Annotated in this window: 16 protein-coding genes; 15 read left to right on the plus strand and 1 reads right to left on the minus strand. The window is 32.1% G+C overall.

The features are described from left to right. The 10 genes from carB to CCE28_RS13560 form a co-directional block, all read left to right on the plus strand. Positions 1–1,621: carbamoyl-phosphate synthase large subunit (gene carB / locus CCE28_RS13515; RefSeq protein ID WP_095134261.1), on the plus strand; the 1,621-nt coding region annotated here is incomplete at its 5' end. Positions 1,622–1,960: 339 nt separating this feature from the next. Further along, on the plus strand, positions 1,961–3,616 hold the full coding sequence (locus CCE28_RS13520; RefSeq protein ID WP_095134262.1) for a multicopper oxidase domain-containing protein: 1,656 nt from the start codon (positions 1,961–1,963) through the stop codon (positions 3,614–3,616). Between the two features lie 430 nt (positions 3,617–4,046). Next, a complete protein-coding gene (locus tag CCE28_RS13525) occupies positions 4,047–6,323 on the plus strand; it encodes an ATP-dependent Clp protease ATP-binding subunit (protein ID WP_095134263.1) in 2,277 nt (758 codons plus the stop codon). 136 nt (positions 6,324–6,459) lie between these two features. Beyond that, positions 6,460–7,143, plus strand: a complete 684-nt coding sequence (locus CCE28_RS13530) for a Crp/Fnr family transcriptional regulator (RefSeq protein WP_176461830.1) — start codon at positions 6,460–6,462, stop codon at positions 7,141–7,143. 102 nt (positions 7,144–7,245) lie between these two features. Next, entirely contained in the window at positions 7,246–8,292 is a 1,047-nt protein-coding gene (locus CCE28_RS13535; protein WP_095134265.1) for a BMP family lipoprotein, read from the plus strand. A gap of 158 nt (positions 8,293–8,450) precedes the next feature. Continuing rightward, entirely contained in the window at positions 8,451–9,980 is a 1,530-nt protein-coding gene (locus CCE28_RS13540; protein WP_095134266.1) for an ABC transporter ATP-binding protein, read from the plus strand. Continuing rightward, entirely contained in the window at positions 9,980–11,044 is a 1,065-nt protein-coding gene (locus tag CCE28_RS13545) for an ABC transporter permease (RefSeq protein ID WP_095134267.1), read from the plus strand. Before CCE28_RS13540 ends, CCE28_RS13545 begins: the two co-directional genes overlap by 1 nt. Positions 11,045–11,046: 2 nt before the next feature. Then, the gene (locus CCE28_RS13550) at positions 11,047–11,949 is read left to right on the plus strand and encodes an ABC transporter permease (protein WP_095134268.1); all 903 of its coding nucleotides are present in this window, start codon (positions 11,047–11,049) and stop codon (positions 11,947–11,949) included. 302 nt (positions 11,950–12,251) lie between these two features. Continuing rightward, positions 12,252–13,580: a dihydrolipoyl dehydrogenase family protein gene (locus CCE28_RS13555; RefSeq protein WP_095134269.1), complete on the plus strand. Its 1,329-nt coding sequence runs from the start codon at positions 12,252–12,254 to the stop codon at positions 13,578–13,580. A 10-nt stretch (positions 13,581–13,590) separates the two neighbouring features. Beyond that, complete coding sequence (locus tag CCE28_RS13560; RefSeq protein WP_095134270.1) at positions 13,591–14,325, plus strand: nucleoside phosphorylase; 735 nt, start codon at positions 13,591–13,593, stop codon at positions 14,323–14,325. Between the two features lie 191 nt (positions 14,326–14,516). On the opposite strand, the gene eam is transcribed toward CCE28_RS13560, so the two are convergent. Further along, positions 14,517–15,809, minus strand: coding sequence for a glutamate 2,3-aminomutase (gene eam, locus CCE28_RS13565; RefSeq protein WP_330396859.1), 1,293 nt, complete (start codon positions 15,807–15,809; stop codon positions 14,517–14,519). Positions 15,810–16,035: 226 nt separating this feature from the next. Here eam and CCE28_RS13570 point away from each other — a divergent pair, with 226 nt between their 5' ends. The 5 genes from CCE28_RS13570 to clpP all read left to right on the plus strand — a co-directional run bounded on the left by CCE28_RS13570 (position 16,036) and on the right by clpP (position 22,329). Further along, positions 16,036–17,205: a polysaccharide deacetylase family protein gene (locus tag CCE28_RS13570; RefSeq protein WP_095134272.1), complete on the plus strand. Its 1,170-nt coding sequence runs from the start codon at positions 16,036–16,038 to the stop codon at positions 17,203–17,205. Positions 17,206–17,273: 68 nt separating this feature from the next. After that, positions 17,274–18,380 carry an aldo/keto reductase gene (locus CCE28_RS13575; RefSeq protein ID WP_095134273.1) on the plus strand — a complete coding sequence of 369 codons (1,107 nt, stop codon included), beginning with the start codon at positions 17,274–17,276 and terminating at the stop codon, positions 18,378–18,380. Positions 18,381–18,398: 18 nt separating this feature from the next. After that, on the plus strand, positions 18,399–20,177 hold the full coding sequence (locus CCE28_RS13580; protein WP_095134274.1) for a sensor histidine kinase: 1,779 nt from the start codon (positions 18,399–18,401) through the stop codon (positions 20,175–20,177). A gap of 256 nt (positions 20,178–20,433) precedes the next feature. Beyond that, positions 20,434–21,720, plus strand: coding sequence for a trigger factor (gene tig / locus CCE28_RS13585; protein ID WP_095134275.1), 1,287 nt, complete (start codon positions 20,434–20,436; stop codon positions 21,718–21,720). Positions 21,721–21,747: 27 nt separating this feature from the next. Next, positions 21,748–22,329 carry an ATP-dependent Clp endopeptidase proteolytic subunit ClpP gene (clpP, locus tag CCE28_RS13590; RefSeq protein ID WP_095134276.1) on the plus strand — a complete coding sequence of 194 codons (582 nt, stop codon included), beginning with the start codon at positions 21,748–21,750 and terminating at the stop codon, positions 22,327–22,329. Positions 22,330–22,334: the final 5 nt, after the last annotated feature.

A 22,334-nucleotide genomic window follows, 5' to 3' on the forward strand; every position in this document is an offset into this window, starting at 1 on the left:
GGTAGACACTTGTGCCGCAGAGTTTGAGGCCCTATCACCTTACTATTATTCCACTTATGATAAATATGATGAAGTAGTAGTAAGTGACAAAAAGAAGGTAATAGTTATAGGATCAGGACCTATAAGAATAGGTCAAGGGATAGAGTTTGATTATTGTAGTGTGCACTCCATATTAGCTCTTAAAAAACTAGGATATGAGACTATCATAATAAATAATAATCCAGAGACTGTAAGTACGGACTTTAATATATCTGATAAACTATATTTTGAGCCTTTAACAGAAGAGGATGTATTAAATATAATAGACAAGGAAAAGCCGGAAGGAGTTATACTACAGTTTGGTGGTCAAACTTCCATAAAGTTAGCAAAGTTTTTAAATGAGAAGAATGTAAATATACTAGGAACTAGTTATGACAATATAGATAGAGCAGAAGATAGGGAAAGATTTGAGGAACTATTAGATAATCTAGATATAAATAGACCTAAGGGAAAGGCTGTATTTTCCACAGAGGACGGATTATTAGAAGGTGAAAAATTAGGTTATCCACTGTTAGTAAGACCATCCTATGTACTAGGTGGAATGGGTATGGAAATTACCCATAACCATCAAGAACTTGAGAAATACTTGAAAAATGCCTTTAAAAGGGATAAAAAGAATCCTGTGTTAATAGACAAATATTTAGTAGGAAAAGAAATAGAGATAGATGCTATTTGTGATGGAGACCATATACTGATTCCAGGGATAATGGAACACTTAGAAAGGGCAGGAGTTCACTCGGGAGACAGTATTACCATATTCCCTAGTAATGATATAAATGATCATATTAAAAATAAAATAATAGAGTATACTGAAAAAATAGGTAACGGCCTTAATGCTAAAGGTATGATAAACATTCAGTTTATAGAAAGTAACAATGAATTATATGTAATAGAAGTAAATCCACGCTCAAGTAGAACAGTACCATATATAAGTAAAGTAAGTAATGTACCTGTAATAGACATAGCTACTAGGGTAGTTATGGGACAAAAGTTAAAGGATTTAGAATATGGAGTAGGGTTATATAAGAGACCTGAATTAATATCTGTAAAAGTACCTGTATTTTCTACTAGTAAATTACCAGATGTAGAAGTTTCATTAGGACCAGAAATGAGATCAACAGGAGAAGTACTAGGTGTGGGAAGAACCTTAGAAGAAGCCTTATACAAAGGGTTCTTAGGAGCTAACTTCAATATGAAGTGTGAAAATAAAAAAGTATTAGCTACTGTAAAGGATGAAGATAAGGGCGAATTCTTAGAAATAGCTAAGATTCTAGACAAATTGGGATATGAGTTTATATCTACTAGTAAGACCTATGAATTGTTAAAAACTAACAATTTAAGGGTGCAAAAAGTGGATAAACTAAATGAATCTGATGAGTTATTAACTCTTATAAACAGAGATGAAATTCACATGGTAATAAATACACCTACAAAGGGAAATGATTCTAAGAGAGACGGATTTAAAATAAGACGAAAGGCCATTGAGTCTAACGTAAATATATTCACATGTATAGATACCTTTAGGGCCTATGCGGAAGTACTAGAATTTAATAAGGATAATTTAAGAGTATTTAACTTATAAGACGAAGAATAGAGTTATCACCATAACATTGAAAAAACACATTATTTTCAATAATAGCAAATAGACAAAATAAAAAGTTAGAAATTTGAAGGAAGTTTTCTTCAATATTTCTAACTTTTTTGTTTTATTTATCTAGAAGCATCTAATAACAATTCTCTTTGATTTCGTTATTTTTTCAGTGGCGTCCCAATCCCACTCCTTTTTTATTTAATTTTATTGAGGAATAAAAACTTATCACAAATAGTATTAATTAGTCATATATTATATATCGCAAGAATGAACAGGAGCTTAATCTATAAGTTTCAAATATTTTATTTCCTAAAAGGAGGAGTTTTGTAAATGGCAGTTCGTCACTATGTTTTATTAGCAACAGATGGTTTTATAGACCTTCCAAATGAACCAAATACTTGTACAACCGATAGGACAAAAATATATGCTTGGGGATTTATAGGAGGCCTATTTGAGGTAGATGGTAAAAAGGTAAAAGGAAATGAGTACCTTGACTGGAAAGATGAAAAAAATTGGGAGACACTAATGAATCTAAAAGGTACAGCAACAATCCCATCGCCTATAGTTTGGGCAGACGTTGGAGATAGAATATATATTACCCTTATCAACCTTGGTATGAAATATCGTCCTGACCTTCCAGATTTCCATACAATTCATATGCATGGTGCCCATGTTGCCACTCAATTAGATGGTTTCCCTGAAACTTCTTTTGGTGTTCCTATGTGGATGGAAAAAGATGAATCTGGCAAACTTGAAAAACCGCCTGCAGCAACTTACTATTTTAATCCGCAACATCCTGGAACACTTATGTATCATTGTCATATAGAAGCTTCAGAACACGTTCAGATGGGAATGTATGGTGCTTTGATTATATATCCATCAACTGAAAGTTTGGCTAAGGCAGGTATTAAGCAACATAAAGATGGCCGCTGGTTCGTAGGAAAGAAGTGGATACCTTATATTCCTAAAACAGCTACCCACAGAAATTTCGCATATAATAATATCCATACTTACTTTGATAAGGAAAATATTATGCTATTATCAGATATTGATTCAGTATGGCATAAGAGTGTTCTTGAAGACACGGATTTTAATGCTGTAAATTTTAAACCTGATTACTGGCTTGTTAATGGTCGAGCATTCCCTGATACTCTATTACCCCATCCGTTAACACCAGGTAATGAAAGTGACCCGAATCTTACGCAAATTAACTATGAGTCCTACGTTCATGTAAAAACTGACGATAGATTTTTGTTAAGAATGATAAACTTAGGATATCAAGTCGTACCATGGCATATACATGGATGGCATTTTATTCAGGCAGGAAAGGATGCACACCTGAGTCCGTTTTTAGCCCAGCAATCTAGATCTATTAAACTAGATCGTGAGTTAGTAGAGCAAGGATTTACTGCAACTATTGGCTCTGGCGAAACATTTGATTTACTTTTAACAGCAGATAACAAGGCTCCACAATATAGAAATTATATCGTCAATGGTCAAGATGGTTTCCCATCCCTATGTAAGCAAATGAGAGAAATTCAAAAAATTGATAGTGAAGCAATCTTTGATATTCCTACTGAACCAGTAAATTGTCCAGACCCTAATACGGTAAACTATGTGGATATTTGTAATTGTCAATGTGGTGGTAATGATGATAAATTCTTCCCTCAGTTTTACCCAATGCATAATCATGATGACTATAAAGTAACCAATAATGGTGTTTATCCTGGAGGTCAATTAACTTATATTCAAACTGATGCTCCTGAATCATGTGATGGACATAAAGAAGATTATCTAACAGAAACTGAGGATATTATTGATGAAATTGATAGTAAGGAAAATATAACTGAGGTTAATGAAAATATGCCTATAAGAAATAATGAAGACCCTGTAAAGATTGTTTATGATGAAGAGGTTGACAGTATTGATGAAACTATGATTCGCATTATTGAAAAAGATATTAGAGACTGTATAGGAGATATTTAAGCTATAAAAAGAAGACCGTATTAAATCTATATTGAGTAGAATAAAAATACATGTGGAGATATATTTTCCACATGTATTTTTTACTTACTCTACAATTTATAAATTAAAAAAATGATACATGGAGAAGTAAAATGGGTATAAAAGAAAAAGTAGAGAAGAAATTATAATAGAAAAGCTTAAAAAAAGATAAACTATTATCATTGTATATTAATAGGAACATATAATATATGTAGAGAATGATGAAAGTGTAAATGCCATTAGAATAAAGTATGATAAAATAATTATAGGGATATTTTTCTTAGTTTTTTTAAAATTATAAAATTAATAAAAAATTAATATTATAAACTTATCCTTATGTATTAAATATGCTATACTGTAATAATAATGAAAAATAATAAATAAATTTTAATTATACATGGAGATGATGGAAATGAAGTTATGTTCTGCTTGTAATAAAAACATCGCCGTAGTATTCACATCAAAAATGGAAGGCGGTAAAACTGAACTTCAAGGACTTTGTATAGAATGTGCTAAAAAAATGGGCATACCTGTAATAGAGCAATTAATGCAACAAACGGGCATGTCACCAGAAGATGTGGAAAACTTAAATGATCAAATGCTCGGAATGTTTAAGGGAATGGATATGGAAGACTTTGATGAAAAATCTATCATGTCCGAATTATTTGGTCAATCTGAAAATGATGATATGGTAGATAGTCGTGATGAAATAGAAATAGATGAGACTAAAGAAAGTCCTAATGGAGAAGTGAAAAATAAAAGAGATAAAAGTTGGAAGAAAAAGAAGAGAAAACATTTAGAAAAATACGGAATGAATTTAACAGAAAAAGCTAAGAGAAATGAAATAGACAGAATTATAGGTAGAAACAGAGAAATAGACAGGGTAGTACAAATTTTAAATAGAAGAAGTAAAAACAACCCATGCTTAATAGGAGAGCCAGGAGTAGGTAAAACTGCCATAGCAGAAGGATTAGCAGTTAGAATTCATGAGAGACAAGTACCTGCTAAACTATATGATGCAGAAGTTTATCTATTAGATTTAACGGCTGTAGTAGCAGGAACTCAATTTAGAGGCCAATTTGAAGGAAGAATGAAAAATATTATAAACGAAGCTAGGGATAATGGAAACATTATATTAGTTATAGATGAAGTTCATAACATTATGGGAGCTGGAGAAGTTCATGGTGGAGTTATGAATGCAGCTAACATATTAAAGCCAGCTTTAGCTCGTGGAGAAATTCAAATAATTGGAGCTACAACTTTAGAAGAATACAGAAAGCATATAGAAAAGGATGCTGCTTTAGAAAGAAGATTCCAACCAGTACTAGTAGATGAGCCTAGTATAGATGAGTCTATAGAAATACTTGAGGGAATTAAGGAGTATTATGAAGAGTATCATAAAGTAAAAATATCTCATGAAGTAATAGAGGCTGCTGTAAAATTATCAGAAAGATATATTACAGATAGGTATTTGCCCGATAAGGCAATAGATATAATTGATGAAGCTGGTTCACGTGCTAATCTTAAAAATCAAGGATTAGTAGAATTAAAAGCCTTAGAAGAAGAATATGATAAATTAATGGAAGAAATGGAAGCACTATCTAATCAAAATAAGTATGAAGAGGCAGCTAAACTTAAGGTTGAAGAGTGCAGAATAGAAAAGAAAATAAAAGAAATAAAGGCATCTTCCTTAAATATGGATATAACTCCTGAAGATGTGGCCTTTGTGATAGAATCTTGGACAAAAATTCCTGTTCAAAAGATTACAGAGGAAGAAGCTGATAGGTTACTTAGCTTAGAAACTTCACTTCATAAAAGGATAATAGGTCAAAATGAAGCAATAGATAGTATCTCAAAGACCATAAGACGTAATCGTTCTGGATTTAGGAAAAAGAAAAAACCTGCTTCATTCATATTTGTAGGACCAACGGGAGTAGGTAAGACAGAGGTTGTAAAGGCACTTGCTTGTGAATTATTTGGTACAGAGGAAGCTTTAATACGAGTAGATATGTCTGAATACATGGAAAAACATACTGTATCTAAATTAATAGGAGCGCCTCCAGGATATGTAGGATATGATCAAGGAGGACAATTAACAGAAAAGGTGAGAAGAAAGCCTTACTCTGTCATATTAATGGATGAAATAGAAAAGGCCCATCCTGATGTATTTAATATGTTACTTCAAATATTAGAAGATGGAAGACTTACTGATTCCCAAGGAAGAACTGTATTCTTTGAAAATACTGTTATCATAATGACTTCCAATGCAGGAACTAGTATAAAATCTAATACTATTGGATTTGGGAAAGAAGATTATGCTGGCCTTGAGGAGAAAGTTAGGGATGCCCTAAAGAAAATCTTTAGACCAGAGTTTTTAAATAGAATAGATGAAACTATAGTATTTACTCATTTAGAAAAGGATGAGTTAAGACAAATAGTAGACTTAATGTTAGAAGAAGTAAAAGAAGAGGCTCGTGAGGCTGCAGTAACAATAGAAGTAGATGATAAAGTGAAAGAGTTCATATTAGAAAAGGGTTATGATAAAAAATATGGAGCAAGACCTTTGAGACGAACTATTCAAAGTTATATAGAAAATGAAATAGCAGACTTTTATCTACAAAATAGATTAAAAGAAGGAGCTACTATAAAAGTAAAATTAAATGAAGATAATAAGATCGAATTAGAATAGCAGGTTATCACAAGGGACGGTTATATAATTAAAATTAACCGTCCCTATTTAGGTTCAATTCGACAATATCTTTCAAATTTGGAGACATATGTCCTTAAGTGTTATGATGAAAATAAATATAATTAGGATGAGGGATATGAATATAGAGAAATTATTAGATAAAGATTTAGAAATTTTTAAGATTATTTCAAATTCTGAGGAAATTTTCAAAGAAAATTGGGAATATATAAAATATAGGCCAAGAGAGATTCTTTGTGAATATGGAGATGAGTGCAAATATTTTTATGTGATCCTAAGTGGATTTGTAAATATATATCATACTTCGGAAAAGGGGAAAACCTATTCCCAGTCCGTATATGAAAAGGGGTACTACATAGGTGAATTAGAATTGTTCACAGATAAACCCTTCATATGTGGAGTAGAAACTATTACAGATACAGAGATTATAAGACTTAGTAAAGATGTGTTTTTAAAGTGGACAAGGTCTGATATGGATATACTTTATTATCTTATGAAGACCCTATGTGATTCTAGTTATACTTTATCTGAAAAGGCCAGTTATGATACTTTATATTCACTAAAGTTTAGAATCTGTGATTATCTAATAGACTGCAAAAAGAATCCTGATTGTTATAAACACTATAAAATATTTTTAAGTAAAAAATATTTAAGTGAAAGGTTTGTAGTAACTACTAGGAGTATAAACAGAATACTTAAAGAATTACATGAAAAAAATCTCATCGATTTTGAATCTAACTATATAAAAATAGTAGATTTAAAGGGATTAGAAAAAGAAAGAGAAAATGAAAGATTTATGTAAAGAAATAGGTTTAGAGACAAGAGTTAAGAGATTAGAATTTTAATCTCAAAACCCTTAAGCCTAAACTTAAAAAATAAAAATAAAATACAGGGGGAGTAAAAGGTGAAAAAAAAGCTAATTACAATTTTAAGTTTGATACTTATCGTATCAATAGCTTTTGTAGGTTGTGGTTCTAAACCAGCTGAGGAAGCACCTGCAAAGGAAGAAACTAAAGCTGAAGCTTTAAATGTATCTTTAGTAGTTGCGGGAGGATTAGGAGATAGATCTTTCTATGACTCAAGTAATGAAGGAATAACTATGGCTAAGGAAAAGCTAGGTGTAAATGGAACTGTATTAGAGTGTAAGAATGACCCAGCATTATACAGTGACCAATTAGTTCAAGCATCTCAAATTAGTGATGTGGTAGTAGTTGTTGGATTTGAGTTCTATGACGTTATTCAAGAAGTAGCTAAAGAATTCCCAGAGAAAAACTATATCTATATAGATAATACAATCGAAGGTGTATCTAACATCACTTGCATTGACTATATGGAAAATGAAGGGTCTTTCTTAGCTGGAGCATTAGCAGCTATGATGACTACTGATACTTCTGTTGCTGGAATGAACGAAGCAGCTAAGATAGGTATGGTAGGTGGAATGGATATTCCAGTTATAAGAAACTTCCAAGTTGGATATGAAGCAGGAGCTAAGCATGTAAATCCAGATGTGGTAGTAGAAACTATATTTGCTGGAGATTTTGAAGATCCTGCAAAGGGAAAAGAAAGTGCATTAGCTTTATATGCTAAGGACGTAGACATTGTATTCCAAGTTGCTGGAAAAACTGGAGAAGGTGTTTTTGAAGCAGCTAAAGATTCTAATCAATATGCTATAGGTGTAGATTCAGATCAAAGATATATCAACCCTGATAACATTATGGCTAGTATGACTAAGGGTGTTGGACTATCTATATATGAATCTATTGAAAGAATCAAAAAAGGTGAATTCAAAGCTGGAACTGTATATAAGTATGGAATCAACGAAAATGGTGTTGACGTATCTTTCGGAACAGAAGATATGAAGCAAATCGTTAGTGAAGATGTTATGAAAAAAGTTGAAGAATTAAAAGAAAAGATTAAGAGTGGAGAAATCACTGTTCCAGAAGCTAAGTAAATTAAAATGAAGAAGCATAGAGCTTCTTCATTTTTTAACTAAAATATAGTTGAAAAAGGTTAATAGTTACTCGTTAATGGTTGGGCGTTGATCGTTAAACGCCAACGACAAACGAACAACAAATAACGACTAATGAAAGAAAGGAAGAAGGGAGAAAGATGGCTGAAAGGATAATTGAACTTAAGAATGTATCTAAACAGTTTCCAGGAGTTTTAGCAAATGATGACATAAGCCTTCATATAAATAAAGGAGAAATATATGCTATAGTAGGAGAAAATGGAGCGGGAAAATCAACTTTAATGAAGACCATGTATGGCCTACATGCTCCAACTAGTGGTGAAGTATATATAAAGGGAGAGAAGATGGAGCATTTTTCCCCAGGTGAGGCAATTAAAAGGGGTGTTGGGATGGTTCATCAACATTTTATGTTAGTTCCATCATTCACTATTGCTGAAAACATAGTTCTAGGATGTGAACCTAAAAATAATACCCTATTTGTAGACAATAAAAAGAGTGTAGAAATAGTAAAGGATTTAAGTAAGACCTATGGCCTTGAAGTGAATCCCAATATGAAGATAGAAGATGTATCTGTAGGTATCCAACAAAGGGTTGAAATACTAAAGACCTTATACAAGGGAGCGGATATTCTAATATTAGATGAGCCAACGGCCGTTTTAACACCTCAGGAAACGGAAGAATTATTTAAAGTAATTAAAAAACTAGTAAATGAATTAGATAAAACTGTTATAATAATAACTCATAAATTAAATGAAGTATTGGCAATCTCAGACAGAGTTGGAGTTATGAGACAGGGAAAGCTAGAAGGTGTAGTAAACACGACTGATGTAAATGAGAGAATCTTAGCTGAAATGATGGTAGGTAGAGAAGTTTTACTTGGAGACATAAAAAGACCTGAAACTGATGGAGAAAGGCTAATAGAAGTTAAAGACTTAGTATCAAAGGATAACAGGGGATTTGATTCATTAAATAAAATAAGCATTAATGTAGCAGCTGGAGAAATACTGGGAATAGCAGGTATTGAGGGAAATGGTCAAAGTGAGTTAATAGAGGCCATAGCAGGTATGAGAAAAATAGAATCAGGTAAAGTGATTATTAACAATAGAGAGTCTACTACTTTAAATCCAAAGGAAATAAGGGATTTAGGTGTGGCCCATATACCAGAGGATAGACTTGTTACAGGTTTGAGTAAAGAATCATCCATAACAGATAATATACTTATGGGAAAACAACATAGTAATGAATTTAGTAAAAACGGAATTCATTTAAAGAGAGAGAAAATAACTGACTATGCTAAGAATCTAATAAGAAAATTTGATGTGAGAACTGCATCAGAAGAGGTAAAGGTAGGTTCGTTATCTGGAGGGAATATGCAAAAGGTAGTAATTGCAAGGGAGTTTTCCTTCGATACAAAGGTCTTGTTAATATCACAACCTACAAGGGGTGTAGATATAGGAGCCATTGAATTTATTCATGACCAGATTATAAAGAAGCGTAATGAAGGTTGTGCCATTTTGTTAGTGTCAGCAGAGCTAGATGAAATATTTAGATTATCAGATAGAATTATTACCCTTTATGAAGGTGAAATTACTGGTGAATTTAAAAACGGTGAAATCAGTAAGAATGAGATAGGATATTATATGACTGGAAATAGAAAGGAGCTAGAGTAATGTTTAAGATTAAGATAAAAGAGAATATGGAATACTTAACTTCTCTATTTCTGTCTATATTTGCAGCCTTATTAATAGGTGCTATTATAATGGTGTTTAACGGACAAAATCCAATAGTGGGATATGGTGCCCTAGTGGCGGGAGCCTTTGGTTCTAAATACAAAATAGCAACTACCTTTGCAAAGACAGTACCCCTTATATTAACGGGATTAGCCACAGCCATATCATTTATGAGTGGAATATTTAATATAGGCGGAGAAGGACAATTATATTTAGGAGCTTTTGCAGCAGCCTACGTGGGATTCACCTTTGGAAGCTTACCTGTGTTTGTGGCCATAATATTAGCCATAATGGCATCAGCCCTAGTAGGTGGATTATATGCATATTTTCCAGGAGTTTTAAAGGTAAAATATAATATAGATGAAGTTATTACAACTATCATGTTAAATAGTGTGGCAATACTTTTTACTAACTATTTAGTTAACTATCCATTTGCTGCATCTCAAGGTAAAATGGGTGGAACAGACATGATTAGCGAGGCTTTTAAATTTACTAAATTAGTTAGATTATCTAAATTAAACACGAGTATTTTTTACACAGCACTAATAGCTATATTTATGTATTATTTAATTAAGAAGACATCCTTTGGATATAACTTTAAAATGGTTGGAGAGAATAGTATATTTGCTAAATATGCAGGGGTTAATAATAAGAAATACATGATAAGAGCTATGATCATTTCAGGTGCCCTGTGCGGTATAGCAGGAGCTTTTGAAGTATATGGAGTGCACTATAGATTCTTACAAAACATATCTAAGGGATATGCCTTTGATGGAATGTTAATAGCTTTAATCGTTAGAAATAATCCTGTAGGTATTGTACTCATGTCCATATTCTTTGCCATGCTAAAGACAGGTTCAAATTCAATGGAGATTGCAACGGGAATACCATCAGAACTTATATTAGTTATTCAATCCATAATAATACTATTCATAGCAGGAGAAAATGGATTTAAAAACATAATTAAGAAAAGGAAATTAAACAAAGGAAAGTTGGTGAAATAATTATGCAGGACGTATTTAATCTAACCCTACTTCAAAATACTATTAGAACTGCTACGCCTCTTATATTGGCAGCCCTTGGTGGATTATTGACTATGCATGCTGGAATATTAAACATTGGTATGGAGGGAATGATTCTAATAGGAGCATTCTTTGGTGTATTAGGAAGTTACTTTTTTAATAGTGCCCTAATGGGTGTGTTATTAGCAATATTTTCAGGATTATTAATAGGACTTTTATTTGGAGTATTTACTATAGAATTAGAGTCAGATGAATTTATCATTGGTATAGCAATTAATATATTTGCAGGGGGACTTACTGTATTTTTATTAAGAAGTATATTTGGAGTTAAGGGAGCTTTCTCATCGCCAGATATAGTACCCTTACCCGATGTGAATTTTCCTTTCATAGATAAAATAGGATTTTTAGATACTATATTTAATAATCACTCTTTGTTTGTTTATATAAGTTGGATATTAGTTATTTTAGTATATATATTTCTTTATAAGACACCATACGGATATTGGATAAGGGCAGCAGGAGAACATCCTGAGTCTTTAGAAACGGTAGGAATTAGTCCTAAGAAGATGAAGTATATAAGTTCACTACTTTGTGGAGTATTCTGTGGTTTAGCAGGAGCTCATTTATCTTTAGGATACCTAACCCTATTCACAGAGAATATGAGTGCAGGAAAGGGATTTATATCCCTAGCAGCCATCATATTTGGGGCATCTAATCCTATAAAGACCTTCGGAGCAGCATTATTATTTGGATTCTTTGATGCCTTAGGTATAAGACTTCAAGGTGTAGGTATACCATCACAGTTTACTCAAATGATACCTTATTTAGCTACTATATTTGCTCTATTTATAGTGGCAAAGAGAAAGTTAGGTAAGAAGGTAGCATAGTTTATAGATTGACTATGTCCAATCTAAATGTACATGAACTTACTTCGGTCATGTAAATAAAAACGTTTATAAGGTAAGTCACTATCAGACTATAGAGTGTGAATATTATAGTCACGATAGAAGGTTCACAATTGTTTGCAGCATAGGATGTTCTGATGTTCCACCTTCTAAAAATTTTTCATTTACATTCCCTTGTAAGTAGCTAGAGTTTATTGAGTTTGGAAGTGGTATATAGATTTCGACTTGTAGGTATATAGAGCTTGTAGTTTTATAAGTCAGAAGGTAGAAAGAAGGGACAGAAGATGAAATATGATGTGGTAGTATTAGGAGCAGGGCCAGCGGGATATTATTTCGTGAAGGAATTTGCTAAGAGTGGCAAATCTATTGCATTAATAGAGAAATATAAGTTGGGAGGCGTTGGTCTTAGGACTGGATGTCTTCCAGTTAAAAAATATTTAGATACAATAAGAAATATGAACAAGGCTAAGGGCCTTATAGATCATGATATTTTAGATGGTAAATTTAGTTCTCAAAAATTATATGAAAGCGTTAAGGGAAAGCTAAGTAAAGTAGAATCTATGATGGAAGATGAGCTTAATAACCTTAATGTGGACATGTTTTATGGTGAATGTGAGTTTATAGATGAAAATACTATAGTGATAGATGATAAAAGGATAAACTTTCAAAGGGCCGTATTGGCCACAGGAACAAATCCTATTGGGCTAGGTGAACATGAACTAGATGAAGAGTTTATCATAAGTCATATGGGAGCCATAGAATTTGATAAACTACCTGAGTCTATTTGTATAATAGGCGCCAATGTGGAGGGAATAGAATTTGCTTCACTGTTTTCATCATTGGGAGTGAAGGTCACTGTAATAGATATGGATACTCATATATTACAGGGAAATGATGAAGATTTAAAAAAGCTGTCTATTAATTACTTAAAAGAAAATAATGTTACTTTCATACTTGGTGAAAAGGCAGAGAAAATAGAAAAGTATGAAGGTAAAGTTAAAATAGTTTTAGGAAAAGAAGAAATAAGAGCAGACAAAGTACTGGTTACTGGACTTAGAAAACCTAATATTCCAAAGGGTTTAGAGAATATAGGTCTTAAATATGATGAAAATCATATTCCAGTAGATAATAATTTTAAGACAAATGTGGACAATATATATGCTATTGGTGACATAAATGGCACATTAGGCATGGCCCATGTGGCTATAAACCAAGGAATAGAATTAGCTGATTATTTAGAGCGTAATATTGAACCTATGAGAGAATATACTTCCTTACCAAGATCTATTTACACTATCTATGAAATAACTGGAGCTGGGTTCCAAGAAAATGAATTAATGGGTAAAAATATAAATTATAGAGTTGAAAAGACATATTTCAAAGATACTTTTAGAGGATTTTCAAAGGATATAAAAGAGGGTTTTTTAAAGATCATAATCGATGAAAATGAAAGAGTAATAGGTATATGGATTAGTAGTGAAAATGCCTCTGATTTAATAGGACAGATTGGATTATGGATAGATGAAGGTGTCACCATAGATTATATAAAGAAGAAACTTTTTATACATCCAACATTAGGAGAGGCAATTTTAGATACGGCAATAAAATTTTAAGGGGGCAATTATGAAACAACCACATATTCAATGTACTAAAGATGATATTTCAAAAATGGTAATATTGCCAGGAGACCCGGCTAGAGTTGACAGGGTGGCAAAGCATTTGGATGAGTATGAAGAAATAGCTTATAATAGAGAATTTAAGACTATAAAGGGAAAATATAAGGGCATAGATGTGACAGTGACTTCTACGGGCATAGGAGGAGCATCAGCATGTATAGCCTTAGAAGAACTAGTAGCATGTGGAGCTGAGTATTTTATTAGAATAGGAAGCCTGGGGGCCTATCAGGAAGAAATAAAAATAGGTGACTTAATAATAGCAGAGGGCGCCGTTAGGGAAGATGGAGCATCTAAAATGTATATAGGTGAAAACTACCCGGCTGTGGCAAATTCAGAAGTATTAGAAGTATTAAAGAAAAAGGCAAAGGAACTAGAATATGCCCATTATACAGGATTAGTTAGAAGTCATGACTCCTTTTATATAGACAATGAAGATGATGTAGTTAGATATTGGAATAAAAAAGGATTGTTAGGAGCAGATATGGAGACTGCTACTGTAATGACTTTAGGTAGACTTAGGAATGTTAAAGTAGGGTCCATATTAAATAACGTAGTAGTTTATGAAAGTGATGTAAGAGACGGAATTAATGATTATGTAGACAACGGTAAGATGGCTGAAGAAGGAGAAAGAAGAGAAATAATTCTAGCCTTAGAAGCCCTATGTGAGTTAAGTAAAAAATAACATAAAAAAGGCGTGCTTCGTACGCTTCGCTATGGAACCCTATGGTTCCCGCAGGCGTCTGCTAAAGTTGCTGAGCACCCTCCTTCAAAGAGGCAGGGGAATTTTTCCCCTACAACCCCTTCATTTTTTTACTTATGCACAGTGTAAGTAAAAAAATATAAAAGCCTTTGGATTAATCCAAAGGCTTTTGATTATATTAATTCTCTAATATCTTTAGTTGGATGATTTGGGTACTCAAATACTTTTCCTTCCCAAGTTCTAATTGTTGCATAATCTTTTCCTCTCGAAATTAAGTACTGAGGAAGCAGTGGAGTTTTACCATTTCCATTTGGAGCGTTTACAATGTAGTTTGGAATGGCAATACCTGATGTGTATCCTCTTAAGTATTCCATAATCTCTAAACCATCATCAATAGATGTGTTAAAGTGAGCAGTTCCTATAACGTGCTTTGCATGGAATATATAATATGGACGTACTCTTATTTTAACAAGTTCTTGATTCATAGTTCTCATTACAAATTTATCGTTGTTGATTCCATTTAAAAGTACCGCTTGATTTCCTAGAGGAATACCAGCGTTTGCTAACTTTGCACATGCCTCTTTAGATTCAGCTGTAATTTCTTGTGGATGATTAAAGTGTGTGTTTAAGAATACTGGATGATATTTTTTAATCATGTTAACTAAATCATCTGTAATTCTTTGTGGCATAGTTACAGGAGTTCTAGAACCCAAACGTATAACTTCTACGTGGTCTATTTCTCTTAAAGATTTTAAGATCCATTCTAGAGTTTCATCTGTAAGACATAAAGAATCTCCACCAGTTATTAATACGTCTCTGATTTCAGGATTTTCTTTAATGTAATCTATAGATTCCTGAATTACTTCCCTAGATCTATGCTCATCTACTCCACCTATGTTTCTTCTTCTTTGGCAATGTCTACAATACATAGGGCATTGGTTAGTTACGTTTATGATTAATCTATCTGGGTATCTTCTAGTTATAGAACCAGCAGGGTTAGTAGTTTCTTCTCCCATAGGATCTGCGTTAGCATCTGTCTCTACAAGTTCTGTTCCCGTTGGGATAGATAATAATCTTACAGGGTCATATTTATCGTCTGGGTCGATTAAACTTAAATAGTATGGAGTAAGACCCCATCTAAATTCCTCTCCAACTCTTTTTATGTCATTAACTTCTCTTTCAGTTAAGTTTATGAACTTAGATAAAGTATCTATATCTGATATTCTATTTTTTAATTGCCACTTGTGATTTTTCCAATCTTCCATAGTACCATTAAAGTGTTTTAATATATTATCTCTTCTTGCTTGAATTTTATCTTCAATATCTAAACCTCGAGTTATATACTTCTTAGCTTCTAAATAATCTGTGATTCTTCCCTTTAACTCAGCAGCTCTTTCTAGAGATACTAATCGTTTAGCAGTAGTCATTTTATATTCATTCCTTTCAAGTTCTAAAAACTTCAACAATTTATATTAAATGTAAAATTTTTCATGTGGTGTTAGTACCTAGTGCTAAAAGCACGTATTAAATTATAGCATGACATGAAAAAGTTGTAAATGTAAATTTATGATAATTGTAACTTATAGAATATTTTTCAAGGGCTAAAGGTCGTTTAAAGTCATAAAATATATATGAGTGTTTTTTTAGGTTTCATAATAAAAAATTCCAATATTTAAGTGTGAGGTATAAAAGATGAAAAAAATATTTTTCATGAGCATTTTTATTAGTCTTCTCTTTGTTAACATAGTAATGGCTACAACGAAATATGGGGAAAATGAAATACCTATATTAGTGGTTAATGATGAAATTATTAGATATGAAGATAATTATGGTGAAATGAAAGATAATAGGGTATATGTACCCTTAAAGGATTTTTCAAAAGCAATAGGTGGAAAGATGGAATGGAATGAAGATACTAAGAGAGCCATAATTAGAAAAGATACAAAATGGATAGAGTTTGATTGTAATTTGAAAGCTATTTTAACGAGCCATAATATATTAATCTTAGATAGTTTTTATATTAAGGAAAATACTAGCATGATTCCTTTAAGATATGTGGCAGAGTATTTTGGATATGAAATAAGATACGATCTTCATGAAAATTATGTACAAGTATATAACCTTATAGACAGTAAGGAAATGGAAGTACTTAAAATTATAAAAGACAAGGTAAAGAAAGAGAGATTATTCATAAAGGCGGAAATAAAAAGAAAGAGAGAAGAGGAAGCTAGAAGAGCTTCCATGGAAATGAAAAAATATGGAAAAATAGTTTATATAACCTTTGATGATGGACCTGGAAAATATTCCTTAAAAATATTAAATATATTAAAAAAGTACAATGTAAAAGCTACCTTCTTTATGTTATCAAATCGAATAAAAAATTATGAAGATGTGGTAAGGAGTCAAGTGGAGTATGGAAATACCATAGGACTTCATGGAGTAAGCCATAATGTAAAAATAATATATTCTTCTCCTAAGAAGCTGGTATCAGAGATGCAAATATGCAATGATGCATTAGAAAAGGTAACAGGAATTAGGACTAATTTAGTTAGGGTACCATATGGTAGTGTACCTTATATGAAAAAGCCCTTTAGGAGGGCCATTACCAGGGCTGGATATAATGTGTGGGATTGGAATGTGGATAGTAAAGATGGATTAAAACTGAATGTGCCTCCAAATGAAATTATAAGGCAAGTGAAAAAACAATTACCTTATCAGAATCAACCTATAATATTATTTCATGAAACAAAATCCACCGTAGAAGCCCTTCCAATCATATTAGATTATTTGACTAAACAAGGATATATAATATTACCCATAGAAAGTGAAGATAGGCCTTATAATTTTTGGCCAACCATGTAAATTTGATGTTATAATTTAATAGAAATGTAAAAAAGATAGAATACGGAGTAAAAGGTGGGAATGTGATTATGCAATATGTAGAATATGGGAAAACAGGCAAGAAAGTATCTGTAGTAGGCTTTGGTGGTATGCGTTTTGATATGGGACGTTCACTAGAGGAAAACGCAGATATAGTTAGATATGCCTATGAAAAGGGAATAAACTATTTTGATACAGCACCAAATTATTGTGAAGGCCAAAGTGAAATCATATTTGGGGAAGCTTTTAAAAAGATGGACAGAAATAAATTTTATGTTTCAACAAAGGGTATGCCTACAAAATATGATACGGCAGAGAAGGCCATAGAAGCTGTAAAAACATCATTAGAAAGATTAAAAGTCGATAAAATAGATTTTTATCATGTATGGTGCCTAAGAAAAATGGAACATTATCATTTAGCCATGAAACCAGGGGGACAATATGAAGGTTTACTGAAATGTAAAGAAGAAGGATTAATTGATCATATAGTTTTTTCATCTCATCAACCAGGTCATGAAATTAAAGAAATACTTATGGATGATAAGTTTGATGGGGTTTTATTAGGTGTAAATATATTGAACTTCCCTTATAGATGGGACGGAGTAGTAGCAGCTTATGAGAGCGGCTATGGTACAGTTGCCATGAACCCCTTAGCTGGTGGTGCCATTCCTAAAAATGAAGAAAAGCTTTCCTTTTTAAGTGATGGAGAAAAAAGCGCAACAGAAACGGCTTTAGAATTTTTAATTGGGTCTAAAGAAATGACCATAACATTAAATGGCTTTACTACAAAAGAGCAAGTGGATACAGCCTGTAGAATTGCAGATTCTGCTGAAATTAAGCCAGCCCATGTGGAAAATTTAAAAAATAAATTAGGAGAAAATTTAAATTCCATTTGTACAGCCTGCGGATATTGTTGGGATTGTCCTATGAAAATACCAGTACCATCTTATATGCAAGTATATAATGAAAAACAAATGTTTAATGCAACTGATGAAAATATGGGAAAAATATTGAAAGGCTCTAATGAATGGGGACTATTAGTGGGAAAAAAAGCAAGTGCTAAGGATTGTATTCAATGTGGAAAGTGTGAAGAAATTTGTACTCAGCATTTACCAATAATTAAAAGATTAAAGGAAATTGAAAGCTGGGAACAGTAAGGTAAATAAGGGGGACATATGAATAAAGAGTATAAGCGGTCTATAAGCTTAACTTTAATATTTACCATAGCTGTATGTATGGTATTGACAGGAACCTTGACTTACTTGTCCACTTCCCTTACTAAAAACATAATGTTAGATTTAGTAAATGAAAATAGCTTTAGACAGGTACAGGCCTGTTCTAAGGCTATTGGAAAGTGGATAGATAGTAAAGAAACATTATTATATGAATGGGCAATTCCTATAAAAGAAGACGGCAAAATAGACAAAGACGACATAGAAATATTAAAGAGAAGATTAGATTATACATCAAATAAATTTGTGAATTTATTTCTAATAAGTAAAGATGGAATTAAATATGATGTGAATGATAAAAATGAGAATGTAAAATTTCGATATTTTTATTATAAACTAATGAATGGGCAAAAATATACGTCCAATGTAGAAAAATTGGACAGTTTTTTGATACTTAATATGGCCATACCCATAAGGAGTGGGGGAAAAGTTATAGGGGCCATAGGTGGTAGTTTAGATTTAAAATACATAAATGAAATAATGGAAGAATTTAAAATAATATATGATGATTCGTATAGTTATCTGGTAGATAGAGATGGGTATATATTACTTCATCCTGATATGACTATGATAAAAGAAAATGTGAAAATAGAGTCAGATAGAATAAGTGAAGAAATCGTGGTTAAGTTTAAAAATGTATTAGAATCTGATATGGGCATATTAGAATATAACTTTGAAGAAGTTCACTCTAGGGCATATTTTATAGAAATTCCTGGCGCAAATAATTGGAAGCTCATAACAAAAATAGTTACAGATTCCTTATATGCACCCGTTAAAGAAAAAACAGATAGGTTATTATTGTTAGCCACAATGGGTATATTTATTATAGGAATAGTATCCATAATAATAGGAAGAGTAATAGCCAAACCTATTTTAAGTCTAAGTGAAGATGTTACTAATAAAACAAAAGAATTAAAAGAAACAAGGGAATATGATAAGTTGAAAACTGAATTTTTTTCTAATATATCTCACGAATTAAAGACTCCTTTAAATTTAATTTTTTCTACTACTCAATTATTAGAGCTATATGTAAAAAAGGGAAATGGTGTATTAGAGGAAAATGTATTATATAAACATACGAAAATATTGAGACAAAATTCAAATAGGTTACTTAGGCTTATTAATAATTTGTTAGATTCTACTAAAATAGAATCTGGGTTTATGAAGCTCAACTTAAAGAATATGAACATAGTAGAAATTGTAGAGGATATTACCTTATCCACCGTAGAATATGTAAGTAGTGAAAATAAAGAAATAATATTTGATACGGATGTGGAAGAAAAAATAATGGCAATTGATTCGGAAAAAATAGAAAGAATTTTATTAAATTTAATATCTAATGGAGTGAAGTATACTAACCCAAAGGACACTATCCTAGTTAAGATAGAAGACGGAGAGAAATTCATAAGGATTATAGTAAAGGATACGGGCATTGGTATACCTCATGATCATAAAGAGAAAATCTTTAAAAGATTTACCCAAGTTCATTCTTTGTATAATAGGCAAAAGGAAGGCAGTGGAATTGGTCTTTATATAGTGAAATCTTTAGTAGATTTACACAAAGGAAATATAGGACTTGAAAGCGAAGTTAATAAGGGATCCACTTTTATTGTTGAATTACCCATATACACTATTGGAGAAGAGTGTGTACTTCAGTCTAAAAAAATACCAGAACATGAAGGCGATACAAGAAGAGATATAGAATTTTCAGATATATATTAAGAAGAAGTGTTAAGGGGTAGGACCTAGCGTATTGAACATACACTCGTAATCTTAAACCCCAAATTCTTAACCAATAAATAATCCTTTTGAATAGACTTATATTATAATGGTAAGAATGATTAAATGGATATGAAAAATATATGTATAATAAATCAAAAAAATAGTTGACAAACGAAATTTATGATATAATATAAAGGCTATGTAAAAGTTTTATTAAAAAGAATATTAAGGATTTAACAATAGAGGAGGAAATGAAATGAATTCAACATTCGTAAAGAAGGAAAACAATGAAGTAACTTTAAAATTAAACATCCCAGCAGATGATTTTAATAAAGCTGTAGATAAGGCTTACAAGAAGATGAGAGGTAAATTTAACATTCCGGGATTCAGAAAAGGAAAGGCGCCTAAGTTTGTAATTGAAAATAACTATGGAGCAGGAATCTTCTATGAAGAAGCTATAAATGAAATTTTCCCAACAGCTTATGCAGCAGCAATTGATGAGCATAACTTAGAGCCTGTGGATAGACCATCATTAGATGTAGAAGAAATTAAAAAAGGTGAAGATGTAGAGTTAGTTGTAACTGTTACTGTTAAACCAGAAGTAGAATTAGGGGAGTACAAAGGTATAGAAGCTGAGAAAAACGAGTATAATGTTAGTGACGAAGATATTGAAAAAGAAGTTGAAATGTTAAGAGAAAGAAATTCTAGATTATTAGCTGTAGAAAGACCAGTACAAGATGGAGATACAGTTATCATAGATTACAAAGGATTTGCAGGAGATGAGCAATTTGAAGGTGGAACAGCAGAAAAGCAAACTCTAGTAATCGGTTCTGGACAATTTATTCCAGGATTTGAAGAACAATTAGTAGGTAAAAATGTTGGAGATGAACTAGATGTAAATGTAACATTCCCAACTGAGTATCATGCAGAAAATTTAGCAGGAAAAGAAGCTAAGTTTGAAGTTAAAATACATGAAGTAAAAGAAAAGGAATTACCAGAGTTAGATGATGAATTTGCAAAGGATGTAAGTGAATTCGATACTTTAGAAGAATTAAAAGCAGATATTAAGGGTAAAAGAGAAGAAGCAGCAAAGAATAGAGTAGAAGCTGAATATAAAGATGCATTAGTAGAAAAAGCAGTAGAAAACGCTAAAATGGACATTCCAGCATCTATGATTGAATATGAAATAGATGAAGTAGTAAATCAATATGCATATCAATTACAATACCAAGGTCTAGACTTAGATACATACTTAAAGTACACTAACACAACTATGGATGATTTAAGAAACCAAATGAGACCAGAAGGTGAAAAGAGAGTTAAGACTAGACTAGTATTAGAGAAAATTGTTGAAACTGAAAACATTGAAGTAAGCGAAGAAGATGTAGAAAAAGAAATGGAAAGATATGCAACTCAATACAAGATGGAATTAGATAAGTTTAAATCAACTTTAAGAGATGCTGATGTAGATAACATTAAAGACACATTAAAAATGTCACAAGCAGTTACTTTCTTAGCAGATAATGCAAAGAAAGCTGAGTAATTTTCTTAAGCTAGGAGGATTGATACAATGGCTTTAGTACCAATGGTAGTTGAACAAACTAATCGCGGAGAAAGGTCTTATGATATCTATTCAAGATTATTAAAGGATAGAATAATTTTCTTAGGCGATGAAGTGAATGATCATACGGCAAGTTTAGTAGTTGCACAACTTCTATTCTTGGAAGCAGAAGACCCAGATAAAGATATTATGATCTACATAAATTCACCAGGTGGAAGTATTACTGCAGGTATGGCTATTTATGATACAATGCAATATATAAAGCCAGATGTTTCTACTATATGCATAGGTATGGCAGCAAGTATGGGAGCATTTTTACTTACAGCAGGAGCTCCGGGAAAGAGATTTGCTCTTCCAAATTCGGAGATAATGATACACCAACCATTAGGTGGAACTCGTGGGCAAGCAGAGGACATTAGAATTCACGCTGAAAGAATTGTTAAGATGAGACAAAAATTAAATGAAATTTTAAGTGAAAGAACTGGCCAGCCTTTAGAGAAAGTTTCAAAAGACACTGATAGAGATTACTTTATGAGTTCCGAAGAAGCAACAGCTTACGGAATAATCGATAAGGTAATAACTTCTAGATAGTAGAG

It is taken from the genome of Anaeromicrobium sediminis, from assembly GCF_002270055.1.
Classification (GTDB): Bacteria; Bacillota; Clostridia; order Peptostreptococcales; family Thermotaleaceae; genus Anaeromicrobium; species Anaeromicrobium sediminis.

Coding starts and splice junctions, on each gene's coding strand:
- CCE28_RS13575 (WP_095134273.1), top strand. CDS start 17,274: ATGCAATATGTAGAATATGGGAAAACAGGCAAGAAAGTATCTGTAGTA.
- CCE28_RS13555 (WP_095134269.1), top strand. CDS start 12,252: ATGAAATATGATGTGGTAGTATTAGGAGCAGGGCCAGCGGGATATTAT.
- tig (WP_095134275.1), top strand. CDS start 20,434: ATGAATTCAACATTCGTAAAGAAGGAAAACAATGAAGTAACTTTAAAA.
- CCE28_RS13550 (WP_095134268.1), top strand. CDS start 11,047: ATGCAGGACGTATTTAATCTAACCCTACTTCAAAATACTATTAGAACT.
- CCE28_RS13570 (WP_095134272.1), top strand. CDS start 16,036: ATGAAAAAAATATTTTTCATGAGCATTTTTATTAGTCTTCTCTTTGTT.
- CCE28_RS13540 (WP_095134266.1), top strand. CDS start 8,451: ATGGCTGAAAGGATAATTGAACTTAAGAATGTATCTAAACAGTTTCCA.
- CCE28_RS13520 (WP_095134262.1), top strand. CDS start 1,961: ATGGCAGTTCGTCACTATGTTTTATTAGCAACAGATGGTTTTATAGAC.
- CCE28_RS13525 (WP_095134263.1), top strand. CDS start 4,047: ATGAAGTTATGTTCTGCTTGTAATAAAAACATCGCCGTAGTATTCACA.
- CCE28_RS13530 (WP_176461830.1), top strand. CDS start 6,460: ATGAATATAGAGAAATTATTAGATAAAGATTTAGAAATTTTTAAGATT.
- clpP (WP_095134276.1), top strand. CDS start 21,748: ATGGCTTTAGTACCAATGGTAGTTGAACAAACTAATCGCGGAGAAAGG.
- CCE28_RS13580 (WP_095134274.1), top strand. CDS start 18,399: ATGAATAAAGAGTATAAGCGGTCTATAAGCTTAACTTTAATATTTACC.
- CCE28_RS13560 (WP_095134270.1), top strand. CDS start 13,591: ATGAAACAACCACATATTCAATGTACTAAAGATGATATTTCAAAAATG.
- CCE28_RS13545 (WP_095134267.1), top strand. CDS start 9,980: ATGTTTAAGATTAAGATAAAAGAGAATATGGAATACTTAACTTCTCTA.